Source organism: Silvimonas soli (genome assembly GCF_030035605.1).
GTDB lineage: Bacteria > Pseudomonadota > Gammaproteobacteria > Burkholderiales > Chitinibacteraceae > Silvimonas > Silvimonas soli.
On record NZ_CP106736.1, the window covers coordinates 2,306,766 to 2,325,647 of the forward strand.

Genomic DNA, 18,882 nt, shown 5'->3' on the forward strand with positions numbered 1-18,882 from the left:
CCTCCCCCTGACCGGCGCTCAAGCGTTTTCCGGTTTAGCCCAACCCACCATGTACCCATTCTAGAAACACCCCACCTACCAAACCTTTTCCCAACCTTGCATTATCCCGGTGCATCTTTTGGGATTCCTGTAATGACATGGTGCAATGCCATATGAATAATCCATGTCATAAACCCATGATTTCCATAACATATCAATAACAATCAACAGGTTAGTATCTCTGGCACACCGCTTGCTCATTCTGTCTTTGTGCGATGTATACAAGACGGAATACAAACATGGGTGCAACACTTCTACCGGTAACTGGCTGGACTTTGTCCGAATGGCGTGCGGCATATGCAAGCGGTATGCAGCCGCGCGCAGCTATTGAACATGTACTGGCGGCACTGCCAGCCAGCGATAACGCCTGGATTGCTAAAGCCACGCCCGCGCAGATCGAAGTGCAGTTATTAAGCTTGCAAGCGCGGCTGGAAGTGGCCGATGGGGATTTGTCCCGTTTCCCGTTATTTGGTGTGCCGTTTGCCGCCAAAGACAATATCGATGCGGCAGGTTGGCAGACTACCGCTGCTTGCCCGGCATTTGCGTATGAAGCCGCTGCTGATGCCACGGTGGTTCAGCGCATGCTTGATGCTGGCGCCATCCTGATTGGCAAAACCAATCTCGATCAATTTGCTACTGGCCTGAATGGCACGCGCTCGCCATATGGCGCGGTGCCCAATACCTTCAACTCGCGCTATGTCAGCGGCGGTTCCAGCTCGGGGTCATCTTCGGTCGTGGCGCGCGGGTTGGTGCCGGTTGCCTTTGGTACCGACACCGCCGGATCGGGCCGCGTACCCGCCGGGTTCAACAATATCGTCGGTCTGAAGCCCACCAAGGGCTGGCTCAGCAATGCGGGCGTGGTGCCAGCGTGTCGCACGCTGGATTGTGTTTCGATCTTTGCCCTGACGGTTGATGACGCCAAAACCGTTGCCCATATCGCCGGTGGTTTTGATGCGGCTGATCCGTACTCGCGTGAGCCGGTACCGGCATCGGCGATCATGAATGCCAAGCCGCGCTTTTGCATCCCGGACAAACTGCAATGGTTTGGCGATGCCGAATCCGCGCGGCTGTTTGCGGCGGCCTGCACCCGTTTGCAAGAGATGGGCGTGGAGTTGGTGCCGGTTGATTTTGCGCCATTCCTGGAGCTGGCTGATCTGCTGTATCAGGGTCCGTTTGTGGCTGAGCGCGTGTTTGCGGCTGAAGACTTGCTGGCTGATGACCCGGACGCGATCAACCCGGTGGTGCGCTCGATTATGGAAGGCGCCGAGCAATACACCGCTGTGGATGCTTTTCGCGCTGAATATCGCCGTGCTGAACTGAGCCGCATCATCAATCAAACGCTCAAAGGCTTTGACGCACTACTGGTGCCAACCTCGCCGTCGATTTACACCATCGAACAGATGCTGGCCGATCCGGTCACGCTCAACTCGCGCTTTGGCACCTATACCAACTTCGCCAATTTCTCCGATTTGTGTGCGCTGTCGGTGCCTGCCGGAATGCGTGGCGATGGTCTGCCGTTTGGTATCACCTTGCTCGCCCCCGCTTGGCAAGACGACGCGCTGGCCACGTTTGGCCGCAGCTGGCAGCAACAACAAGCACTGCCACTCGGTGCCACTGGCCGCATTTTGCCCGCCCAATCCAAAGAGCCCGTCACTGCGCTGCGTGATCAATACGTGCGTGTCGCCGTGGTAGGTGCCCATCTCACCGGCATGCCACTGAACACCCAATTGCAGGAACGCAACGCCATCCTGGTCGAGCGCACGCACACCTCCGCCAGATATCGCTTGTACGCGCTGGCCAATACCACGCCACCCAAACCGGGTCTGGTGCGCGGCGAGACTGGTGCGGCGATCGAGCTGGAACTGTGGGATGTGCCGGTCGCCGCCTTTGGCAGCTTTGTGGCGCTGATTCCGGCCCCGCTGGGCATTGGCACGCTGGAACTGGCCGATGGCCGCAACGTGAAAGGCTTTATTTGCGAGCCATGGGCCATTGCCGAGGCACGCGACATTACCGAATTCGGCGGCTGGCGCGCTTATATCGCCAGCCTGCAATCCGCCAAAGCTTGAGGGAAACCAGCCATGTTCAACGTTGTTCTGATCGCAAACCGCGGCGAGATCGCTTGTAGAGCCATTCGCACCCTCAAGCGCCTGGGCGTGAAAAGCGTTGCAGTGTATTCCGACGCGGACCGTAACAGCGCGCATGTGACTGAAGCCGACGTGGCGATTGCGCTGGGCGGCGACAAACCGGCTGACAGCTATCTGCGCATCGACAAAATCATCGCCGCTTGCAAAGAAACCGGCGCGCAAGCGGTGTTCCCCGGCTATGGCTTTTTGAGCGAGAGCGCCGAGTTCGCGGCGGCATGTGATGCAAACGGCATCGTGTTTGTCGGCCCGACCTCGTTGCAGATGGAAGAGTTCGGCCTCAAGCACCGCGCACGAGAACTGGCTGCCATCGCAGGCGTGCCGACTACGCCGGGCAGCGGTTTGCTGGCATCGGTAGAGCATGCGTTGGCCGAGGCCGAAAAGATTGGCTATCCGGTCATGCTGAAAAGCACGGCCGGTGGCGGCGGTATTGGCCTGACCCGCTGTGACGATGCCGAACAACTGGCCGCCGCGTTCGACCGCGTACAACGGCTGGGCGAACAGTTTTTCCGCGATGGCGGTTCGTTTATCGAGCGCTTTGTCGATCAGGCGCGCCATATCGAAGTACAGATTTTTGGCGATGGCAAAGGCGCCGTGTACGCACTGGGTGAGCGCGATTGCTCTATCCAGCGCCGCAACCAGAAAGTGATTGAAGAAACTCCGGCGCCCAACCTGCCCGTCGCTACTCGCGATGCCTTGCTGGCTTCGGCCAAACGGCTGGGTGAATCGGTCAATTACCGCTCCGCCGGGACCGTGGAATACGTGTACGACAGCAAGCGCGACGAGTTTTACTTCCTTGAAGTAAACACACGCCTGCAGGTAGAGCATCCGGTGACCGAATCAGTCACCGGGCTGGATCTGGTCGAATGCATGTTGCGCTTGGCGGCGGGCGATGAATTACCGGTTGCCGCGCTGTTGACCGCACCGCGAGGCGCGGCGATTGAAGTGCGTTTGTATGCAGAAGACCCGGTCAAACAGTTCCAGCCATCGCCCGGCGTGCTGACCGAGGTGTCGTTCCCGGATGCCACTATCGTGCCGGTCCGTGTGGATGGCTGGGTGGCTACCGGTACCGACGTACCATCGCTGTATGACCCCTTGCTGGCCAAGTTGATTGTCAAAGGCGCCAATCGTGCCGAAGCGCTGGCCAATCTGCAAAAAGCGCTGAACCACACGGCATTACACGGCATTGCCACCAATCTGGATTACCTGCGCCAGATCATCGCCAGTGCGGCGTTTCAGGCTGGCCAGGTCTCCACGCGCTTCCTCGATACCTTTGCCTATCAGCCGTCGGTGCTGGAAGTCCTCGAGCCTGGCACCTACACCAGCGTGCAGGATTACCCTGGCCGCGTCGGTTACTGGGATATTGGCGTGCCGCCATCCGGCCCGATGGATGATTACGCGTTTCGACTGGCCAACCGGATTGTCGGCAACGATGAATCTGCTGCCGGGCTGGAATGCACGCTGCAAGGCCCGACGCTGCGCTTTCACAATGACGCGGTCATCGCCCTGACTGGCGCGGTGTGCGCGATCACGCTTGATGGCGTGGCTGTCGATATGAACGCGCCGCTCTACGTGCAAGCCGGGCAAGTGCTGGCGGTGGGCCGTGCCAGCGCAGGTTGCCGCACTTATATCGCTGTTCGCAACGGCATTGATGTGCCGGTTTACCTGGGTAGCCGCGCCGCCTTTGCGCTGGGCCAGTTTGGTGGCCACGCCGGGCGCACCTTGCGCGCTGCCGACATGCTGCCGATCAGCCAGCCTGAGTTGCCAGCGTGCACCACACCCGCGCCGGTGGACGTTCCCAATGCCGCACCCGCTGAGCTTGTTCCACATTACGGCAGTACCTGGGATATCGGCGTGCTGTACGGCCCGCATGGTGCGCCGGATTTCTTCACCGCCGAATCCATTGAAGCGTTCTTTGCTGCCGAGTGGGAAGTCCACTACAACTCCAACCGTCTCGGCGTGCGGCTGATCGGCCCCAAGCCGAGTTGGGCGCGTAGCGATGGCGGCGAGGCTGGTCTGCATCCGTCCAATATCCATGACTGCGAATACGCCGTCGGCAGTATCAACTTTACCGGCGATTCGCCGGTGATTCTGACCCGCGATGGCCCCAGCCTGGGTGGCTTTGTCTGCCCGGTGACCATTGCCAAAGCCGAGCTGTGGAAAGTCGGCCAGGTTAAACCCGGCGACAAGATTCGCTTTAACTGCATCAGCTACAAGCAAGCTGCCGCGCTGGAAAAAGCCCAAGACGCGCAATTGGCCGCGCTGCAAGCAGTCGCGCCGCAAGAACTGGTTTTCCCGGCGTTGCCAGCGACTTCATCGCCCGCCATTCTGGCCGAGCTGCCAGAAAATGGCCTGCGCCCATCGGTGACTTACCGGCAGGCTGGCGACACTTATATCTTGCTGGAATACGGCGCCAATATCCTGGACCTGAAGCTGCGCCTGCGCATCTATCTGATGATGCAAAAGCTCAAGCAACTGGACGTGCCGGGTGTGCTGGAATTGTCTCCGGGCGTGCGTTCGCTGCAGATTCGCTACGATGGTCGCATCATCAGCCAGCAACGCTTGTTGGCCACGCTGCTGGCCGCCGATGCCGAATTGCCCGATGTTTCCACCCTCAAACTGCCAACGCGCGTGGTCTACATGCCCTTGGCGTTTGAGGATTCCGCCACGCTCGGCGCGGTGCAGCGTTATCAGGAAACCGTGCGCCATCAGGCGCCGTGGTTGCCTAATAACGTCGACTTTATCCAGCGCATTAACGGCCTGACAACGCGCGAGCAAGTCAGTGACATCATTTTTGATGCCAGCTATCTGGTGATGGGTCTGGGCGATGTCTATCTGGGCGCACCGTGCGCTGTGCCGCTGGACCCGCGCCATCGCTTGCTGACCAGCAAATACAATCCGGCGCGCACTTTCACTGCCGAAGGCACGGTGGGGATTGGCGGCGTGTACATGTGCATTTACGGCATGGATTCGCCTGGCGGCTATCAACTGGTCGGCCGCACGCTGCCGATCTGGAACAAATTTCTCAAGAACGCCGTGTTTGAGCCCGGTGAGCCATGGTTGCTGCGCTTCTTTGATCAGGTGCGGTTCTATCCGGTATCCGAAGCCGAACTGGACGTGCTGCGCGAAGACTTCCGTCACGGCCGCGCCGGTTTGCGCATCGAACAAGAAGTGTTCGACTTTGCCGCCTACGAGGGTTTCCTGGCCGATAACGCCGCCAGCATTACCGAGTTTCAGGCCAAACAGAAAGTGGCCTTTGAGGCCGAAGTGGCGCTGTGGGCAGCAGACGACACAGCTCATCAGCACGTCGCCGAAATCGTTGAGGAAGAAGAAGACGCGGTAGGCGACGGTCACCACATCGTCAGTGCCGATCTGTGCGGCAGCATCTGGAAAGTGCTGGTGGAAGTCGGCCAGCGCGTAGATGCCGGTTCGCCACTGATTGTGGTTGAAGCCATGAAAATGGAACTGGCGGTGAACGCGCCATTTGCCGGCACGGTGCGCTCGATCCGCGCGTTGCCGGGCAAGTCGGTTACGCCGGGTGAGCGTTTGCTGGTGCTGGAACCGCACGCATGAAGCCCGATCCGGTGATCTCTTTGCAGCAGGATGCCGCCGCCGAGCCCAAGCGGCGCGGCGCGGGCGACAACCTGGCGCATCGCATTTACGCCAGCATCAAGACCGACATCATGGAGTTCCGCCTGCTGCCGGGAGATCGCTTTACCGAGAGTGAAGTGGCCGAGCGCTTAAAAGTAAGCCGCACGCCGGTGCGCGAAGCCTTGTACCGCCTGCAGACCGAACATTTTGTGGAAGTGCAGTTTCGCAATGGCTGGCAGGTACGCCCGTTCGACTTTGCCTACTTCGAAGACTTGTACGACGTGCGCGTGATTCTGGAACTCGCCGCCGCGCGCCGTTTATGCGAACACGTCGACTCCACACCCGTGCCGGAGCTGGAAGAACTCAAGGGAGTATGGCTGGTGCCGGTGGGGGAACGTGTCACCGACGGCCAGATCGTCTCCGGTTTTGACGAGCTGTTTCACTCGACATTGGTGGCTGCTACCGGCAACCGCGAAATGGCGCGGATACACCGCGACGTCACCGAAAAAATCCGCCCGATCCGCCGCCTGGATTTCACCAAGCCTTTTCGGGTGGACACCACGTACCACGAGCACGGCGCCATTTTGCGGGCGATTGTGCAGCGGCGCGGAGATGAGGCACAGCGGATGCTCAAGGCCCATATCGACGAGAGCAAATCTGAGGTACGCAAGATCACGCTGCATATGTTGCATGCGGCGCGGCGACGGGGCACTGCAGACAGGTAGCCCGGATTCCCGCTAACGCTTCATCCGGGCTACGAAATACCGCTTCACCAGAAAACAAAAATCCAGGTCCGTGCAAAGACCAAACCAGTACGACTACTGAATAACTCGCAATACAGAAAGGCAATAAAAGCAAAAAGCAGGAAGGAAACCCATCCGTTTTCGTCACTTTCATTCAGTTATCAGGAGATGTAGCCATGAAACGTCGTACCGCACTGAAAGTCATTACGCTGTCTACGCTGATCGCCGCCACCGGTTTCACCAGCAACGCTTTTGCTGCAGACACCATCAAGGTGGGCATTTTGCATTCGCTGTCGGGCACGATGGCCATTTCTGAATCGGCGCTGGAACAAACCGCGCTGATGACTATTGCCGAGATCAACGCCCAAGGCGGGGTGATGGGTAAACAACTGGAGCCGGTGGTGGTTGATCCGGCTTCCAACTGGCCGCTGTTCGCCGAAAAAGCCCGCCAGTTGCTGGCCAAAGACAAAGTGGATGTGGTGTTCGGCTGCTGGACTTCCGTATCGCGCAAGTCGGTGTTGCCGGTGTTCCGTGAACTGAATGGCCTGTTGTTCTACCCGGTGCAGTACGAAGGTGAAGAACTCGAGAAAAACGTGTTCTACACCGGCGCCGCGCCGAATCAGCAAGCGATTCCGGCAGTGGATTACCTGTTGAGCAAAGATGGTGGCGAGGCCAAACGCTTTGTACTGCTGGGTACCGATTATGTGTACCCACGCACCACCAACAAGATCCTGCGCGCCTACCTGCATACCAAGGGCATTCAGGATTCCGACATCATGGAGGAATACACCCCATTTGGTTATTCCGACTACCAGACCATCATCGCCAAGATCAAAGATTTCTCCGCGCAAGGCAAGAAGACCGCCGTGGTTTCGACCATCAATGGCGACTCTAACGTGCCGTTCTACAAAGAGCTGGGCAACGCTGGCCTGAAAGCGACCGATGTGCCGGTCGTGGCGTTCAGTGTGGGCGAAGAAGAACTACGCGGTGTGGATACCAAGCCGCTGGTGGGCGAACTGGCTGCATGGAACTACTTCATGTCGGTGAAGAACCCGGAAAACACCAAGTTCACCAAGATGTATCGCGACTGGGCCAAGAAGCAAAAGCTGCCTAACGCTGACACCGCCGTGACCAACGACCCGATGGAAGCCACTTATGTGGGTATCCATATGTGGAAGCAAGCGGTTGAAAAGGCTCATTCCACCGATGTCGACAAGGTGATTGCGGCCATGGGCGGCCAGACCTTCAAGGCACCAAGCGGCTTTACCCTGGAAATGGACCCGAAAAACCATCACCTGCACAAGCCAGTGATGATCGGCGAAGTGAAAGCCAACGGCCAGTTCAACGTGGTATGGAAGACCAAGGCACCGGTCAAGGCCCAGCCATGGAGCCCGTACATTGTGGGGAACGACAAGAAGAAGGACGAACCGGAAGCGAATTGATTGGTTGTGAGAAGAGAGGGGTGAGGCGCGAGGCGTGAGCTGAAAAGCCGCACGCTTTACCTCGCACTTCTATTGACTCGTCATTCCCGACCTGGGCGGTCCCCTTGGCGGGAATGACGAATTTAAAGGCCGCAGGATGAATTCGCACTACCTGAGTTGGCCGGAAGTCTGCGCAACACCGAGTATGGGGATATCCCAATGAACAAAATACTGCGCACGTTGCTGGCGCTGGTGCTTGGATGTCTGTTGATGGCGTCCGCTCAAGCCGCCCTCGACGCCAGGGTGGTCAAGCAACTGGTCGATGATGATTCCGACCAGAAAATCGAGGCCATTGCCGCGCTGGTCAAAACCGGCACGCCCGAAGCCGCGCGGCTGCTACAGGCGCTGAGTGACGACGCGCTGTATGCCACAGATAGCCGCATCTGGCTCAAGGCCGATGACAAGGTCTACGACGCCGTCACCGGCACCGAGATCACCCCGGCGCCCGATGATGTCGACACCGTCACCATCAATAACCGGGTGCGCGGCACGCTGGATTCCGCATTGGCCGGCTTCAAACTGTTTGACCCGGACCCATCTGCCCGACTGGCTGCGGCGCAGTCGCTGCAGGGGGACGTTGGCGCAGTGATGATTCCGGCATTGACGCTGGCGCTGCAAAAAGAAACCGACAGCAAGGTCAAGCCCATCCTCGAACAACTGCTGGCGCAAGCCAATCTGAAAAACCCGGACGTCAAAGCGCGCTTGGCGGCGGTGGAAGGGCTGACGCACAGCAATTCACCCAACGCCCGCGGCCTGTTGCTGACCCGGCTGGACCCGGCCAACGAGCCCGACGCCGCCGTGCGCGAAGCGGCCAAAGCGTCGATTGCCTCGATTGATTCTCGCCTGGCGTGGACCAGCGCGCTGGCGAATGTATTTTCTGGCCTCAGTCTGGGCAGCATTTTGCTGCTGGCCGCGCTGGGTCTGGCCATTACCTACGGCGTGATGGGCGTGATCAACATGGCCCACGGCGAGTTGCTGATGGTGGGTGCGTATTCGGCGTATTTCGTCCAAGGCGTGTTCCGCAATCACTTCCCCGGCGCGCAAGACTGGTATCTGGTCGCTGCCGTGCCGGTGTCTTTCTTTGCCGCCGCGTTTGTCGGCATGGTCATGGAACGTACCGTGATCCGCTGGTTGTATGGCCGCCCGCTGGAAACGCTGCTGGCCACCTGGGGCGTATCGCTGGTGCTGATTCAGGGCGCGCGCACGCTGTTTGGGGCGCAGAACGTCGAGGTCTCCAATCCATCGTGGATGTCTGGCGGCATTGAGCTGTTGCCTAGCCTCACGCTGCCGTGGAACCGCATCGTGATCATCGGCTTTGCGCTGTCGGTGCTGGTGCTGATGTGGGCGATCATGCAAAAAACGCGGCTGGGATTGTTCGTGCGCGCGGTCACGCAAAACCGGCCCATGGCGGGTTGCGTCGGCGTGCCGACCAGCCGCGTGGATACGCTGGCGTTTGGCTTGGGCGCGGGCATTGCCGGGCTAGGTGGATTGGCGTTAAGCCAGATCGCGAACGTCGGTCCGGACATGGGCCAAGGCTATATCGTCGATTCCTTCCTGGTGGTGGTGCTGGGCGGCGTGGGCCAACTGGCCGGTGCCGTGTGGGCCGCGCTGGGGCTGGGCATCGCCACCAAATTGCTGGAAGGCTGGGCCGGTGCGGTGATCGCCAAGATCATCGTACTGGCGATCATCATCATCTTTATCCAGCGGCGCCCGCAGGGATTGTTTGCGGTGAAGGGCCGGGTGATGGATTGAGCTGTTACGGACAACACTTAGCCCGGATGGCATTTGCCCCTCGGGGGTATCCCCACCAAGCCTTCTGATATCGCGGATGTCAGTTGCAGTGGGAAAGCGGGAATCCGGGGTGGCAACGCCTCAACAAGCCACCGATTTATGCTCTTGGCCGTGTCGCCCCCGGATTCTCACTAACACTTCATCCGGGCTACAAATGCTTGGAAACTGGAACGATTATGCGAACTTCATACACCGAACGCGCGGTACGCATCCTCGGCCCTAAAGGCTGGAGCGCGTTGGCCATCTTTCTGGCGATCATGCTGATCCTGGTGCCAGTGCTGCATTTGCTGGTGCCACCGGGTAGCCCGCTGCACTTGTCGGATTACGCGATTACGTTGTCGGGCAAGATTCTTTGCTACGCCATGGTGGCGGTGGCGATGGACCTGATCTGGGGTTACGCCGGGATTTTGTCGCTGGGCCACGGCCTGTTCTTTGCGCTCGGTGGTTACGGTTTTGGCATGTACCTCATGCGCCAGATCGGGCTGGACGGTAACTACCACAGCCCTCTGCCGGACTTCATGGTGTTTCTGGACTGGAAAACCCTGCCCTGGTACTGGCAAGGCACTGATCACCTGCTGTGGGCGCTGGTGCTGACCATTGCCGTGCCGACGGTGATCGCCGCCATTTTTGGCTACTTTGCATTCCAGAGTCGCATCAAAGGCGTGTATTTCTCCATCATTACCCAGGCGCTGACCTATGCCGCCATGCTGCTGTTTTTCCGCAATGAAACCGGCTTTGGCGGCAACAACGGCTTTACCGATTTCAAACGCATTGCCGGGTATTCGATCACCGCGCCTGAAACCCGCGTGGTGCTACTGGGGCTGACTTCGCTGGCGCTGGCGGGCACGCTGGTGCTGGGCCGCTGGCTGGTAACATCACGTTATGGCCGGGTACTGGCCGCCACGCGTGATGCCGAATCGCGCGTCATGTTCATCGGCTACAACCCGCTTTGGTACAAGCTGTTTATCTGGACGCTTTCTGCCGCGCTGTGTGGCATTGCCGGGGCGCTGTATGTGCCGCAAGTGGGCATCATCAACCCGTCGGAAATGTCACCTGCCGCATCCATCGAGATCGCCATCTGGGTGGCCGTGGGTGGGCGCGGTACCTTGATTGGCGCGGTGATTGGTGCGGTGGCAGTGAGTCTGGCCAAGAGCTGGTTTACGGTGTCCTTTCCGCAATACTGGCTGTTCTTCCTCGGTTTTCTGTTCATTCTGGTCACGCTGTTTTTGCCGGAAGGTCTGGTTGGCTTGTACAAGCGCATCGTCTTCCGTCTTAAACACAAAGACACCGCCAATACCGAAACCGTGTTTACGCTGGAACCGGAAACTATTAGTCCACCCGTTGCCGCATCCGTTGTTTCCACGGCACCAACAGCCAAACCCACGCTAACCGGGGAGAGCGCAGCATGATCACCGTGGCCAGCGGTACCGAACTTGAACAACGCCCGCAATGGGCTGACGCCAGCGCCGGGCAATCGCGTGCGGTGGTGCCGGGCGAACTGGATATCGCTCACGGCGTGATGCTCTATCTGGACGACATCACCGTGAGTTTTGATGGCTTCAAGGCGCTGAACAAACTCAGCCTGCATATCGACGTGGGCGAACTGCGCTGCATTATCGGCCCCAACGGCGCGGGCAAAACCACCATGATGGATGTCATCACCGGCAAAACGCGCCCGGACAGCGGCAAGGCGTTCTTTGGCCAGACGCTGGACCTGACCCGCCTCAAGGAACCCGAAATCGCCCACGCCGGGATCGGCCGCAAGTTCCAGAAACCGACGGTATTCGAGAACCACACGGTGTTCGAAAACCTGGAACTGGCGATGAAAACGGACAAGCGCGTGCGCAAGAGTCTGTTCTTCAAGCTCGATAGCGAAGCGCATGGCCGCATCGACGCCGTAATGAAGCAAATCCGGCTGGATGCCTTTGCCAATCGCATGGCGGGGCTGTTATCGCACGGCCAGAAACAGTGGCTGGAGATTGGCATGCTGCTGATGCAAGAACCCAAGCTGTTGCTGCTGGATGAACCGGTCGCGGGCATGACCGACGACGAAACCATGCGCACCGCTGAGCTGTTTGTATCGCTGGCGGGCCAGCATTCGTTGGTGGTGGTTGAGCATGACATGGCGTTTGTGGAAAAGCTCGGCGGCACCGTTACCGTGCTGCACGAAGGCAGTGTGCTGGCCGAAGGTGATCTGGCGACGGTACAGGCGGATCAGCGGGTGATTGAGGTTTATCTGGGGCGGTAGGTTTTGGCCTTTTTGGTGTATTCGCAGGGTTTGCACGCTTGCGTGCGAACGTGCCCGGCACGACGGTGCGCAATCTGCGCACCCTACATGAAGAGAACAAACATGCTGCAAGTCGAAAACCTGAATCAGTATTACGGTGGCAGTCACATTCTGCGCGGCTTGTCGTTTACCGCAGAACCGGGGCAGATCACCACCTTGCTGGGCCGCAACGGCGTCGGCAAAACTACACTGCTAAAAACGCTCATGGGGCTGGTGCCCGTCAAGACGGGCTCGATCCATTTTGGCCCGACCGACATCACCAAGCTGGCCTCATACGACCGCGTAAAAGCCGGTATTGGTTACGTGCCGCAAGGCCGCGAGATTTTCAGTCGACTTTCGGTGGAGGAGAACTTGCGCATGGGTCTGGCCACGCGTCCGGCCCGCACCGAAATCCCGCCACGGATTTTTGAGATGTTTCCGGTGCTCAAGCAAATGATGCGGCGGCGTGGGGGCGATTTGTCTGGTGGCCAACAGCAACAACTGGCTATTGGTCGCGCGCTGGCTATGGGGCCGAAATTGTTGATTCTGGACGAACCGACCGAGGGGATTCAGCCTTCGATTATCAAGGATATTGAACGGGCGATTCGGGCTTTGGCGGAGACGGGGGAGATGGCGATTCTGGTCGTCGAACAGTATTACGACTTTGCCCGGGCGCTGGCGGATCAATACCTGGTGATGGAACGGGGGGAGATTATCCGGCGGGGGAAAGGGTCGGAGATGGATGCGGATGGGGTGAGGGAATTGTTGTCGGTGTAATCGGGTTTTGGCGTGGGGAACGCGTTGTGGCATTTGCCTGTGCATTGCCTTCAAAAAGCGGGTTGTTAGTGCCCGGCACAAGTAAATGCATTTGATACCCGGGCACCCCGGGTATCAAAACATCCACGCCAACGGCGCATAAACTCAGTCCTTCCCAACCCACGTCCATCAGAACTACATAGCTCTGGTCGACTGATCAATCACCCTTCCCGCTTCGCATAAATCGTTGCCATATCTGGCTCATCCAGTTGTCGCACCACCTGCGCCGGGTTCCCCGCCACCAGGGTGCATCTGGCCACATCCTGGCTCACCACCGCGCCCGCCGCGATTACCGCATGATCGCCAATCGTTACCCCCGGGCAAATAATCGCCCCGGCCCCAATCCACACGTTCTCACCAATCGAGATCGGTTTGGCGGTGAAGGCCACTTGCTGACGCTCCCACGGGTCGACCGGGTGGGTGGTGGCGTGGATTTGCACCCAGGGGGCGATCAGGGTGTAGTCGCCGATGCTTACTGGCGCGCCGCCGGAGATAGTCAGGCCCTGGTTGATGTAAACTTTTTTCCCCAGCCGGATATTGCGTCCGCCACCCATGAACAGTGGTGGTGTGACCGTGGCGCCTTCGCATTGGGCGAACATTTGCGCTAGCAGCGCCTGGCTTTCTTCCCAACTCAGGGCCGGATTATTGAACTGGCGCAGCAAGTCCTTGGTGCGCGCCCAGCTGTCGTCGCGGCTGATGTCTTCAAACTGGGTCGGGATGGATTTGGCGGCCATGCTGGCGTGCTCTTTGATCTGGAAACAAGAGCTTAAACCAGTGGCATGAAGCCGCTGCGTAATCCGGCAATTTCGGCTAACGCAGCGGCCAATGGGGCGGGATTAACGCTCGCTCAATGCTTTGCGCATGCGCTTGAGTGCTTCTTGCAAAGTGGATAGCGGGCAGCCGAAATTGAGCCGCACAAAGCCACGCAGGCCAAAATCCACGCCATCCGACAAACCAACGCCCGCCGCTTCAAAGAACTGGAACGGGTTGTCGATGCCGGTAGCGCGGCAGTCAATCCAGGCCAGGTAGGTGGCCTCTGGCCGGGTAACACGTACGCCTTCAAAGCCATCCAGCTCGCTCATCACCAGATCACGGTTACGCCGCAGCACGTCCAGCAGCTCGGCGCGCCAAGGGCCGCCATCGCGGTAGGCGGCTTCGCAAGCCACATAACCGAACAGATTGGTGTGCGGCACGATGCCACGCATCACATCGGTAAAGCGCTTGCGTAGTTCCGGATTGGCGATGATGGCAAACGACGCGCCCAGCCCCGGCACATTCCACGTCTTGGATGGTGCCATCAACGTGATGGTGCGCTGGGCCATTGCGGGCGAGAGCGCGGCAAACGGCACGTGCTTGAGTTCTTTATCCAGGATGAGATCGCAGTGGATTTCATCGCTGACCACGGTCAGATCGTGCCGTTCAGCCACTGCGGCCAATTGCTGCAATTCTTCGGTACGCCAGACACGGCCAACCGGGTTGTGTGGGTGGCACAGCATCAATGTGTTCTGGCCAGGCCCCAGGCTGGAGACCAGCCGATCAATATCCCACGCCCAGTGAGTACCGTCGGCACGGTCGGCCTCCAGTAGCGGCACGCGTACCAGCGGGCGTTGCGACAACACCGGCGCGCTCATGAACGGTGGATAGACCGGCGTGGCGGTCAATACTGGATCATGCGCGCCGCCGGTGGCGCGGCATGCCACATTCAGACCAACCACCAGCCCCGGCAGCGGCACCAGCCATTCTGGCGAGATCTGCCAGTTATATTCGCGGACCATGGCGTTCACCAGTGTCATCACCAGTTCTGGCGTGGCTTCCGGGTAGCCGAAAACGCCGTGTTCCAGCCGCTCGCGCAGCGCATCAATGATGGCGGGCGGTGAGGGGAAATCCATATCGGCCACCCATAGCGGCAGCACATCCTTGCCCGCATATTTGCGCCATTTGTTGCTGTCGCTCTGGCTGCGGTCTACAACTTTGTCGAAATCGAACATGGTGGTTCCTGGTTTTGGATGGTGCACGATCCGGTCATTTCTTTTTGCTCACGCGCAAAACGCCCGCCATGACCACGGCGGCGCCCAGCCATTGTAACGGTGTCAGGCGTTCATCCAGCACCAGCATGCCGAGGAATATCGTCAATATCGGGCCAATGCTGCCAATAATGGCGGCGCGCGGGGCACCAATGCGGGCCATTGCGGCAGCCATGGCGTAGATCGGGAAAACCGTTGCGATCAGCGCGATGACCGCTGCGTATATCCATACCGGCGTGGGCACCGCCAAAGCGCTGACCGGATGGGTAACCAGGAAATGCGTCACCATCGCCACGGCCGAGATCGTCAGCGCACCTTCGGTAAAGCGCATGGCACCAATGCGCGCAATCACCGCCGGGCTCCAGGTCAGATATAGCGCATAGCTGACGGTGCTCAGAAACACCAGCAAGATGCCGCTCCAGGCTGCGTGCGCATTGCGCAGATCCGGTACCAGCACCAGCAGCATGCCCAGATAAGACAGCACCAACGCGCCTCCCACGCGGCGGGTGATCGGCGTTTTGGCAAACCACGCCGAAAACAGCACGGTGAAGGTGGGATACAGAAACAGAATCAGCCGCTCAAGACTGGCGCTGACGGTAACCAGACCCAGAAAGTCGAACAGGCTGGAGAGGTAATATCCCAGCAGCCCCAGCAAGATCAGCCACAGGCGGTCGCGCCAGGCTAGCGGCGGGCCATCATCACGCCGTGCCAGTTTGATCAGCCAGAACATGGGCAAGGCGAGAACCAGCCGCAATGTCAGCAGCGTGATGGCATCAACCGGATAGCGATAAGCCAGTTTGACGAAAATGGCTTTGGAGGCAAAACCAACGGCAGCGGTGAGCGCCAGGATCATGCCGAGGCGAAAACCTGGTGCGGTGGAGGGTGCTTCAGACATTACGGTTCCTTGTCATAGTCGGGGCAAGGTCCGGCAAGGGAATAAGTGGGAGAGTTGCGTCTTGCTGATCGTATCCACCGCCGGGCCTGGAGTAACCCTGCGGTGGCAAACAGGCATCACCGCCGGGAGGACGAGGTCCACCACAGCAGGTGCCAATGAAAAACGGTATGAGTGAATGTGGGTTTCATGGGCTGAAAACTAGCATGTCGATTGCATGCGCGTCCATGAGGTCGCGGCTGGTCAGCGCGTTTCAGACTGCATTTGCGCCACCATGGCCTCAATCAAACGGCGGGCGATGCTGGCGCGCATCGGCAGATCGGGCAGTTTATCCAGCGTGTACCACTGCGCATCTTCAATCTCGTCGGGCTGGCAGACTATGTCGCCACCGGCGTAGTCCGCCATAAAGGCCAGCATTAGCGAATGCGGGAACGGCCAGCTTTGGCTATCAAACCAGCGCAGGTTTTTCACCTGAAGGCCGACTTCTTCCATCACCTCACGGTGGATAGTGTCTTCGCAGGATTCTCCCGCTTCCACAAACCCGGCCAACGCACTGTATACGCCAGGTTTGAAATGCGGCGAACGGGCTAACAGCAACTCGTTACCACGGCGGATCAACACCATCACCGCGGGCGAAACACGCGGGTAATGGCGATGTCCACAACTGGGGCAGGCGCGGGCCGGTTCGCGTTCGGCTACTTGCGTGGGCGTGCCGCAGACACCGCAAAAACGATGTTCTCTATCCCAACTGGCAATTTGTTTACCACGGGTGGCGATCCAGAAATCGGCTTCATCCATTTGCCCGTAAACAGCACGCAGATTATGGCGTGCCAGTCCCGACGGCACGCCCGTGTTTTCTGGCCAGAACAACAGGCGGCAAGGCTGGCCTTCGCGATGGCCGATCAGGTAGTCCAGCGCCGGGGCGCCCAGTTGTTCCTGGACGGTCGTGGTGGCCGGTAACTGGTTGGTGCTATCCAGCAGCAGTTCGTCGCCAATAAAGGCGAAGCAGCGGGCGTGGATGTCTGCACAGAAGGAGGCGAAAGCGGGGGCGAAGATGGATAGCGGCATGGCCAATATCATACCCTTGGACGAGACGTTTTTTTCATGACGCTGTTATGGCGCCGACGGCTGTGCTGGGGAAGACCACCTTGAGTCGAACCTGATTGAGAAGCTGCAGAGAAATTCGCAAAAATATTGTTTGCCACTGTCAACCGCCAGTAAAAACGCCGCGTTATTACCGTGCGGGCGGCGAGAGTCGCTCGTGTGCGGTTGACAACGCTCAGTTGCCTTTGGGCACGAGCTTTAGGGCACCTGTTTGATACAGGTGCCTTTTTTCTTTTTGGCCGCCGTTCTGGCCGCCAGCCCGCTCAAAGCTTTTGCTGGATGAAGTCCCATTCGGCGCGCGTTACAGGCGTAATCGACAAGCGATTACCGCGCTGCAAAACCTGCATTTCAGCCAGTTCGGGATAGCTTCGCATCTCGGTCAGTTCCAGCAGGCGCGTCTTTTTGACGAACTTGACATCCACTTGCACCCAACGTGGGTTTTCCTGGCTGGATTTCGGGTCAAAATACTTTGATTTCGCGTCAAACTGGGTAGGGTCCGGATACGCTGGCGTGGTCACTTCAGCGATCCCGGCAATGCCTGGTTGCGGGCAACTGGAATGATAAAACAGCACCTGATCGCCCGGCTGCATGCCGTCTCGCATGAAATTGCGTGCCTGATAATTGCGCACGCCAAACCAGCCCAGCACGCCATCGCGCGCCAGATGATCAATGCCGGCTTCGTCGGGTTCGGACTTCATCAGCCAGTAACGGGTGGGGTTTGATTTGTTCATGCGCGCAACGTATCCCAAACAAGTTTCGCCAGCAACACCAGCGCCAGAGTCAGAAATAGACGGCGAATCCACAGATTGCCACCTTTGAGCGCCATGCGGCTGCCGACCTGGGCGCCCGCAACGTTCGCTACCGCCATCGGGATGGCGTAACCGTAGATCACCGCGCCGACAGGGATGAACGACACCAGCGCCGCCAGGTTGGTGGCCAGATTGACCACTTTGGCCGAGGCCGAGGCCCGCAGAAAATCAAAGTGGAAAAACCGCACAAACAAAAAGATCAGGAAAGAGCCGGTCCCTGGCCCGAAAAAACCATCGTAGAAGCCGATCACCGCGCCAATGGCCAGCCCGATATACAGATCGCGCCGAGTCAGTGGCCGTCCGGCGTCCTGGGTACCAAAGGCGGGTCTGATCCATGTGTAAACCAGCATGACCAGCAACAGCACAATGACCAGCGGGCGCACCCAGTGTTTATCCAGTAGCTGGATCATGCTGGCGCCGCCGTACGAACCCACAAACGCCGCCACGGCACAGGGCAGCAACAGATGCCAGTCCAGCTTTACCTGCCTGGCGTAGCGCCAGGTGGCCGAACCCGTGCCCATGATCGAGGCAAACTTGTTGGTGCCCATGAGCGTGGCGGGTGAGGTATTGGGCAGGATTGCGAACAAGCCCGGTACCTGGATTAATCCACCGCCACCGACGGCTGCGTCGATCATGCCTGCGACGAAGGAAAGCGGGATCAGCAGGAGCAGGGTGCTGGTGAGGATCATGGGGAGGCGTGGTTTGGGGGGGAAAGGTGTGAGGATGCCAGTTGTGAAGGGGTGGGGGTATGCTGCGTTTCCCGAACGCGGGAGGATTAGTCGGCATTGGCGGGGTGTTAGTGCCTTCGGCACGATGTGAAAAGCTTTTGATACCCGGTGGTGACCGGGAGCACGTTTCTTTTCTTTGCGTCGCCAAAGAAAAGAAACCAAAAGAAAGGCGACCCGGGCGCAAGCGCCGACGGGACCCAAGATCAAAAGCCGTGCCCCTCGGGGGTACCCCCACAACGATGCAGAATGCTTCGAATGCAGGTTGCAGGGGGAAACGAACAGACTGTTGACCAGCCACCTTTGCGCGCCTCCGGCGTTCCCTCGGTCGGCGTGATTGGACGCTTTGTTTGCCCGGAAAAGCTTCGTAGCCCGGATGAAGCGAAGCGAGAATCCGGGGTGGCAATGCGTCAACGGCCCGCTGCGCAAGGTTTCACCAACGGCTCCTGCTTTGCCGTCT

The 18,882-nt window shown here is 59.1% G+C and carries 14 protein-coding genes; 8 read left to right on the forward strand and 6 right to left on the reverse strand.

What is annotated here, in order from left to right:
- Positions 1–278 precede the first annotated feature (278 nt).
- The 8 genes from atzF to urtE all read left to right on the forward strand — a co-directional run bounded on the left by atzF (position 279) and on the right by urtE (position 12,829).
- Positions 279–2,105, forward strand: a complete 1,827-nt coding sequence (atzF, locus tag N7220_RS10650; RefSeq protein WP_283147501.1) for an allophanate hydrolase — start codon at positions 279–281, stop codon at positions 2,103–2,105.
- A 12-nt stretch (positions 2,106–2,117) separates the two neighbouring features.
- Positions 2,118–5,753 (forward strand): urea carboxylase, encoded by a 3,636-nt coding sequence (gene uca / locus N7220_RS10655; RefSeq protein ID WP_283147502.1) that lies wholly within the window; start codon positions 2,118–2,120, stop codon positions 5,751–5,753.
- The gene (locus N7220_RS10660) at positions 5,750–6,496 is read left to right on the forward strand and encodes a GntR family transcriptional regulator (RefSeq protein ID WP_283147503.1); all 747 of its coding nucleotides are present in this window, start codon (positions 5,750–5,752) and stop codon (positions 6,494–6,496) included. The genes uca and N7220_RS10660 overlap by 4 nt, the downstream gene beginning before the upstream one ends.
- A 194-nt stretch (positions 6,497–6,690) precedes the next feature.
- The gene (urtA, locus tag N7220_RS10665) at positions 6,691–7,956 is read left to right on the forward strand and encodes an urea ABC transporter substrate-binding protein (RefSeq protein WP_283147504.1); all 1,266 of its coding nucleotides are present in this window, start codon (positions 6,691–6,693) and stop codon (positions 7,954–7,956) included.
- Between the two features lie 198 nt (positions 7,957–8,154).
- Complete coding sequence (urtB, locus tag N7220_RS10670; RefSeq protein ID WP_283147505.1) at positions 8,155–9,747, forward strand: urea ABC transporter permease subunit UrtB; 1,593 nt, start codon at positions 8,155–8,157, stop codon at positions 9,745–9,747.
- 215 nt (positions 9,748–9,962) lie between these two features.
- A complete protein-coding gene (gene urtC / locus N7220_RS10675) occupies positions 9,963–11,195 on the forward strand; it encodes an urea ABC transporter permease subunit UrtC (protein ID WP_283147506.1) in 1,233 nt (410 codons plus the stop codon).
- Entirely contained in the window at positions 11,192–12,034 is an 843-nt protein-coding gene (gene urtD, locus N7220_RS10680; RefSeq protein ID WP_283147507.1) for an urea ABC transporter ATP-binding protein UrtD, read from the forward strand. Before urtC ends, urtD begins: the two co-directional genes overlap by 4 nt.
- Before the next feature lie 102 nt (positions 12,035–12,136).
- The gene (gene urtE / locus N7220_RS10685) at positions 12,137–12,829 is read left to right on the forward strand and encodes an urea ABC transporter ATP-binding subunit UrtE (protein WP_283147508.1); all 693 of its coding nucleotides are present in this window, start codon (positions 12,137–12,139) and stop codon (positions 12,827–12,829) included.
- Positions 12,830–13,029: 200 nt separating this feature from the next.
- Here the strand turns inward: urtE and N7220_RS10690 are convergent, their stop codons facing one another.
- The 6 genes from N7220_RS10690 to N7220_RS10715 all read right to left on the reverse strand — a co-directional run bounded on the left by N7220_RS10690 (position 13,030) and on the right by N7220_RS10715 (position 18,386).
- Positions 13,030–13,602, reverse strand: coding sequence for a sugar O-acetyltransferase (locus tag N7220_RS10690; RefSeq protein WP_283147509.1), 573 nt, complete (start codon positions 13,600–13,602; stop codon positions 13,030–13,032).
- 102 nt (positions 13,603–13,704) lie between these two features.
- Positions 13,705–14,856, reverse strand: coding sequence for a MalY/PatB family protein (locus N7220_RS10695; protein WP_283147510.1), 1,152 nt, complete (start codon positions 14,854–14,856; stop codon positions 13,705–13,707).
- A gap of 34 nt (positions 14,857–14,890) precedes the next feature.
- Positions 14,891–15,787 carry a DMT family transporter gene (locus tag N7220_RS10700; protein ID WP_283147511.1) on the reverse strand — a complete coding sequence of 299 codons (897 nt, stop codon included), beginning with the start codon at positions 15,785–15,787 and terminating at the stop codon, positions 14,891–14,893.
- 240 nt (positions 15,788–16,027) lie between these two features.
- Positions 16,028–16,852: an NAD(+) diphosphatase gene (gene nudC, locus N7220_RS10705; protein ID WP_283147512.1), complete on the reverse strand. Its 825-nt coding sequence runs from the start codon at positions 16,850–16,852 to the stop codon at positions 16,028–16,030.
- Between the two features lie 299 nt (positions 16,853–17,151).
- Positions 17,152–17,619, reverse strand: a complete 468-nt coding sequence (locus N7220_RS10710) for an EVE domain-containing protein (RefSeq protein WP_283147513.1) — start codon at positions 17,617–17,619, stop codon at positions 17,152–17,154.
- Positions 17,616–18,386, reverse strand: a complete 771-nt coding sequence (locus tag N7220_RS10715) for a sulfite exporter TauE/SafE family protein (RefSeq protein ID WP_283147514.1) — start codon at positions 18,384–18,386, stop codon at positions 17,616–17,618. Before N7220_RS10715 ends, N7220_RS10710 begins: the two co-directional genes overlap by 4 nt.
- Between the last annotated feature and the right edge of the window lie 496 nt (positions 18,387–18,882).

Excerpts from the sequence above, each read along its gene's own strand:
- N7220_RS10690 (WP_283147509.1), bottom strand. The coding sequence starts at position 13,602 with ATGGCCGCCAAATCCATCCCGACCCAGTTTGAAGACATCAGCCGCGAC.
- atzF (WP_283147501.1), top strand. The coding sequence starts at position 279 with ATGGGTGCAACACTTCTACCGGTAACTGGCTGGACTTTGTCCGAATGG.
- N7220_RS10715 (WP_283147514.1), bottom strand. The coding sequence starts at position 18,386 with ATGATCCTCACCAGCACCCTGCTCCTGCTGATCCCGCTTTCCTTCGTC.
- urtA (WP_283147504.1), top strand. The coding sequence starts at position 6,691 with ATGAAACGTCGTACCGCACTGAAAGTCATTACGCTGTCTACGCTGATC.
- urtD (WP_283147507.1), top strand. The coding sequence starts at position 11,192 with ATGATCACCGTGGCCAGCGGTACCGAACTTGAACAACGCCCGCAATGG.
- urtC (WP_283147506.1), top strand. The coding sequence starts at position 9,963 with ATGCGAACTTCATACACCGAACGCGCGGTACGCATCCTCGGCCCTAAA.
- nudC (WP_283147512.1), bottom strand. The coding sequence starts at position 16,852 with ATGCCGCTATCCATCTTCGCCCCCGCTTTCGCCTCCTTCTGTGCAGAC.
- urtE (WP_283147508.1), top strand. The coding sequence starts at position 12,137 with ATGCTGCAAGTCGAAAACCTGAATCAGTATTACGGTGGCAGTCACATT.
- urtB (WP_283147505.1), top strand. The coding sequence starts at position 8,155 with ATGAACAAAATACTGCGCACGTTGCTGGCGCTGGTGCTTGGATGTCTG.
- N7220_RS10695 (WP_283147510.1), bottom strand. The coding sequence starts at position 14,856 with ATGTTCGATTTCGACAAAGTTGTAGACCGCAGCCAGAGCGACAGCAAC.
- uca (WP_283147502.1), top strand. The coding sequence starts at position 2,118 with ATGTTCAACGTTGTTCTGATCGCAAACCGCGGCGAGATCGCTTGTAGA.
- N7220_RS10700 (WP_283147511.1), bottom strand. The coding sequence starts at position 15,787 with ATGTCTGAAGCACCCTCCACCGCACCAGGTTTTCGCCTCGGCATGATC.
- N7220_RS10660 (WP_283147503.1), top strand. The coding sequence starts at position 5,750 with ATGAAGCCCGATCCGGTGATCTCTTTGCAGCAGGATGCCGCCGCCGAG.
- N7220_RS10710 (WP_283147513.1), bottom strand. The coding sequence starts at position 17,619 with ATGAACAAATCAAACCCCACCCGTTACTGGCTGATGAAGTCCGAACCC.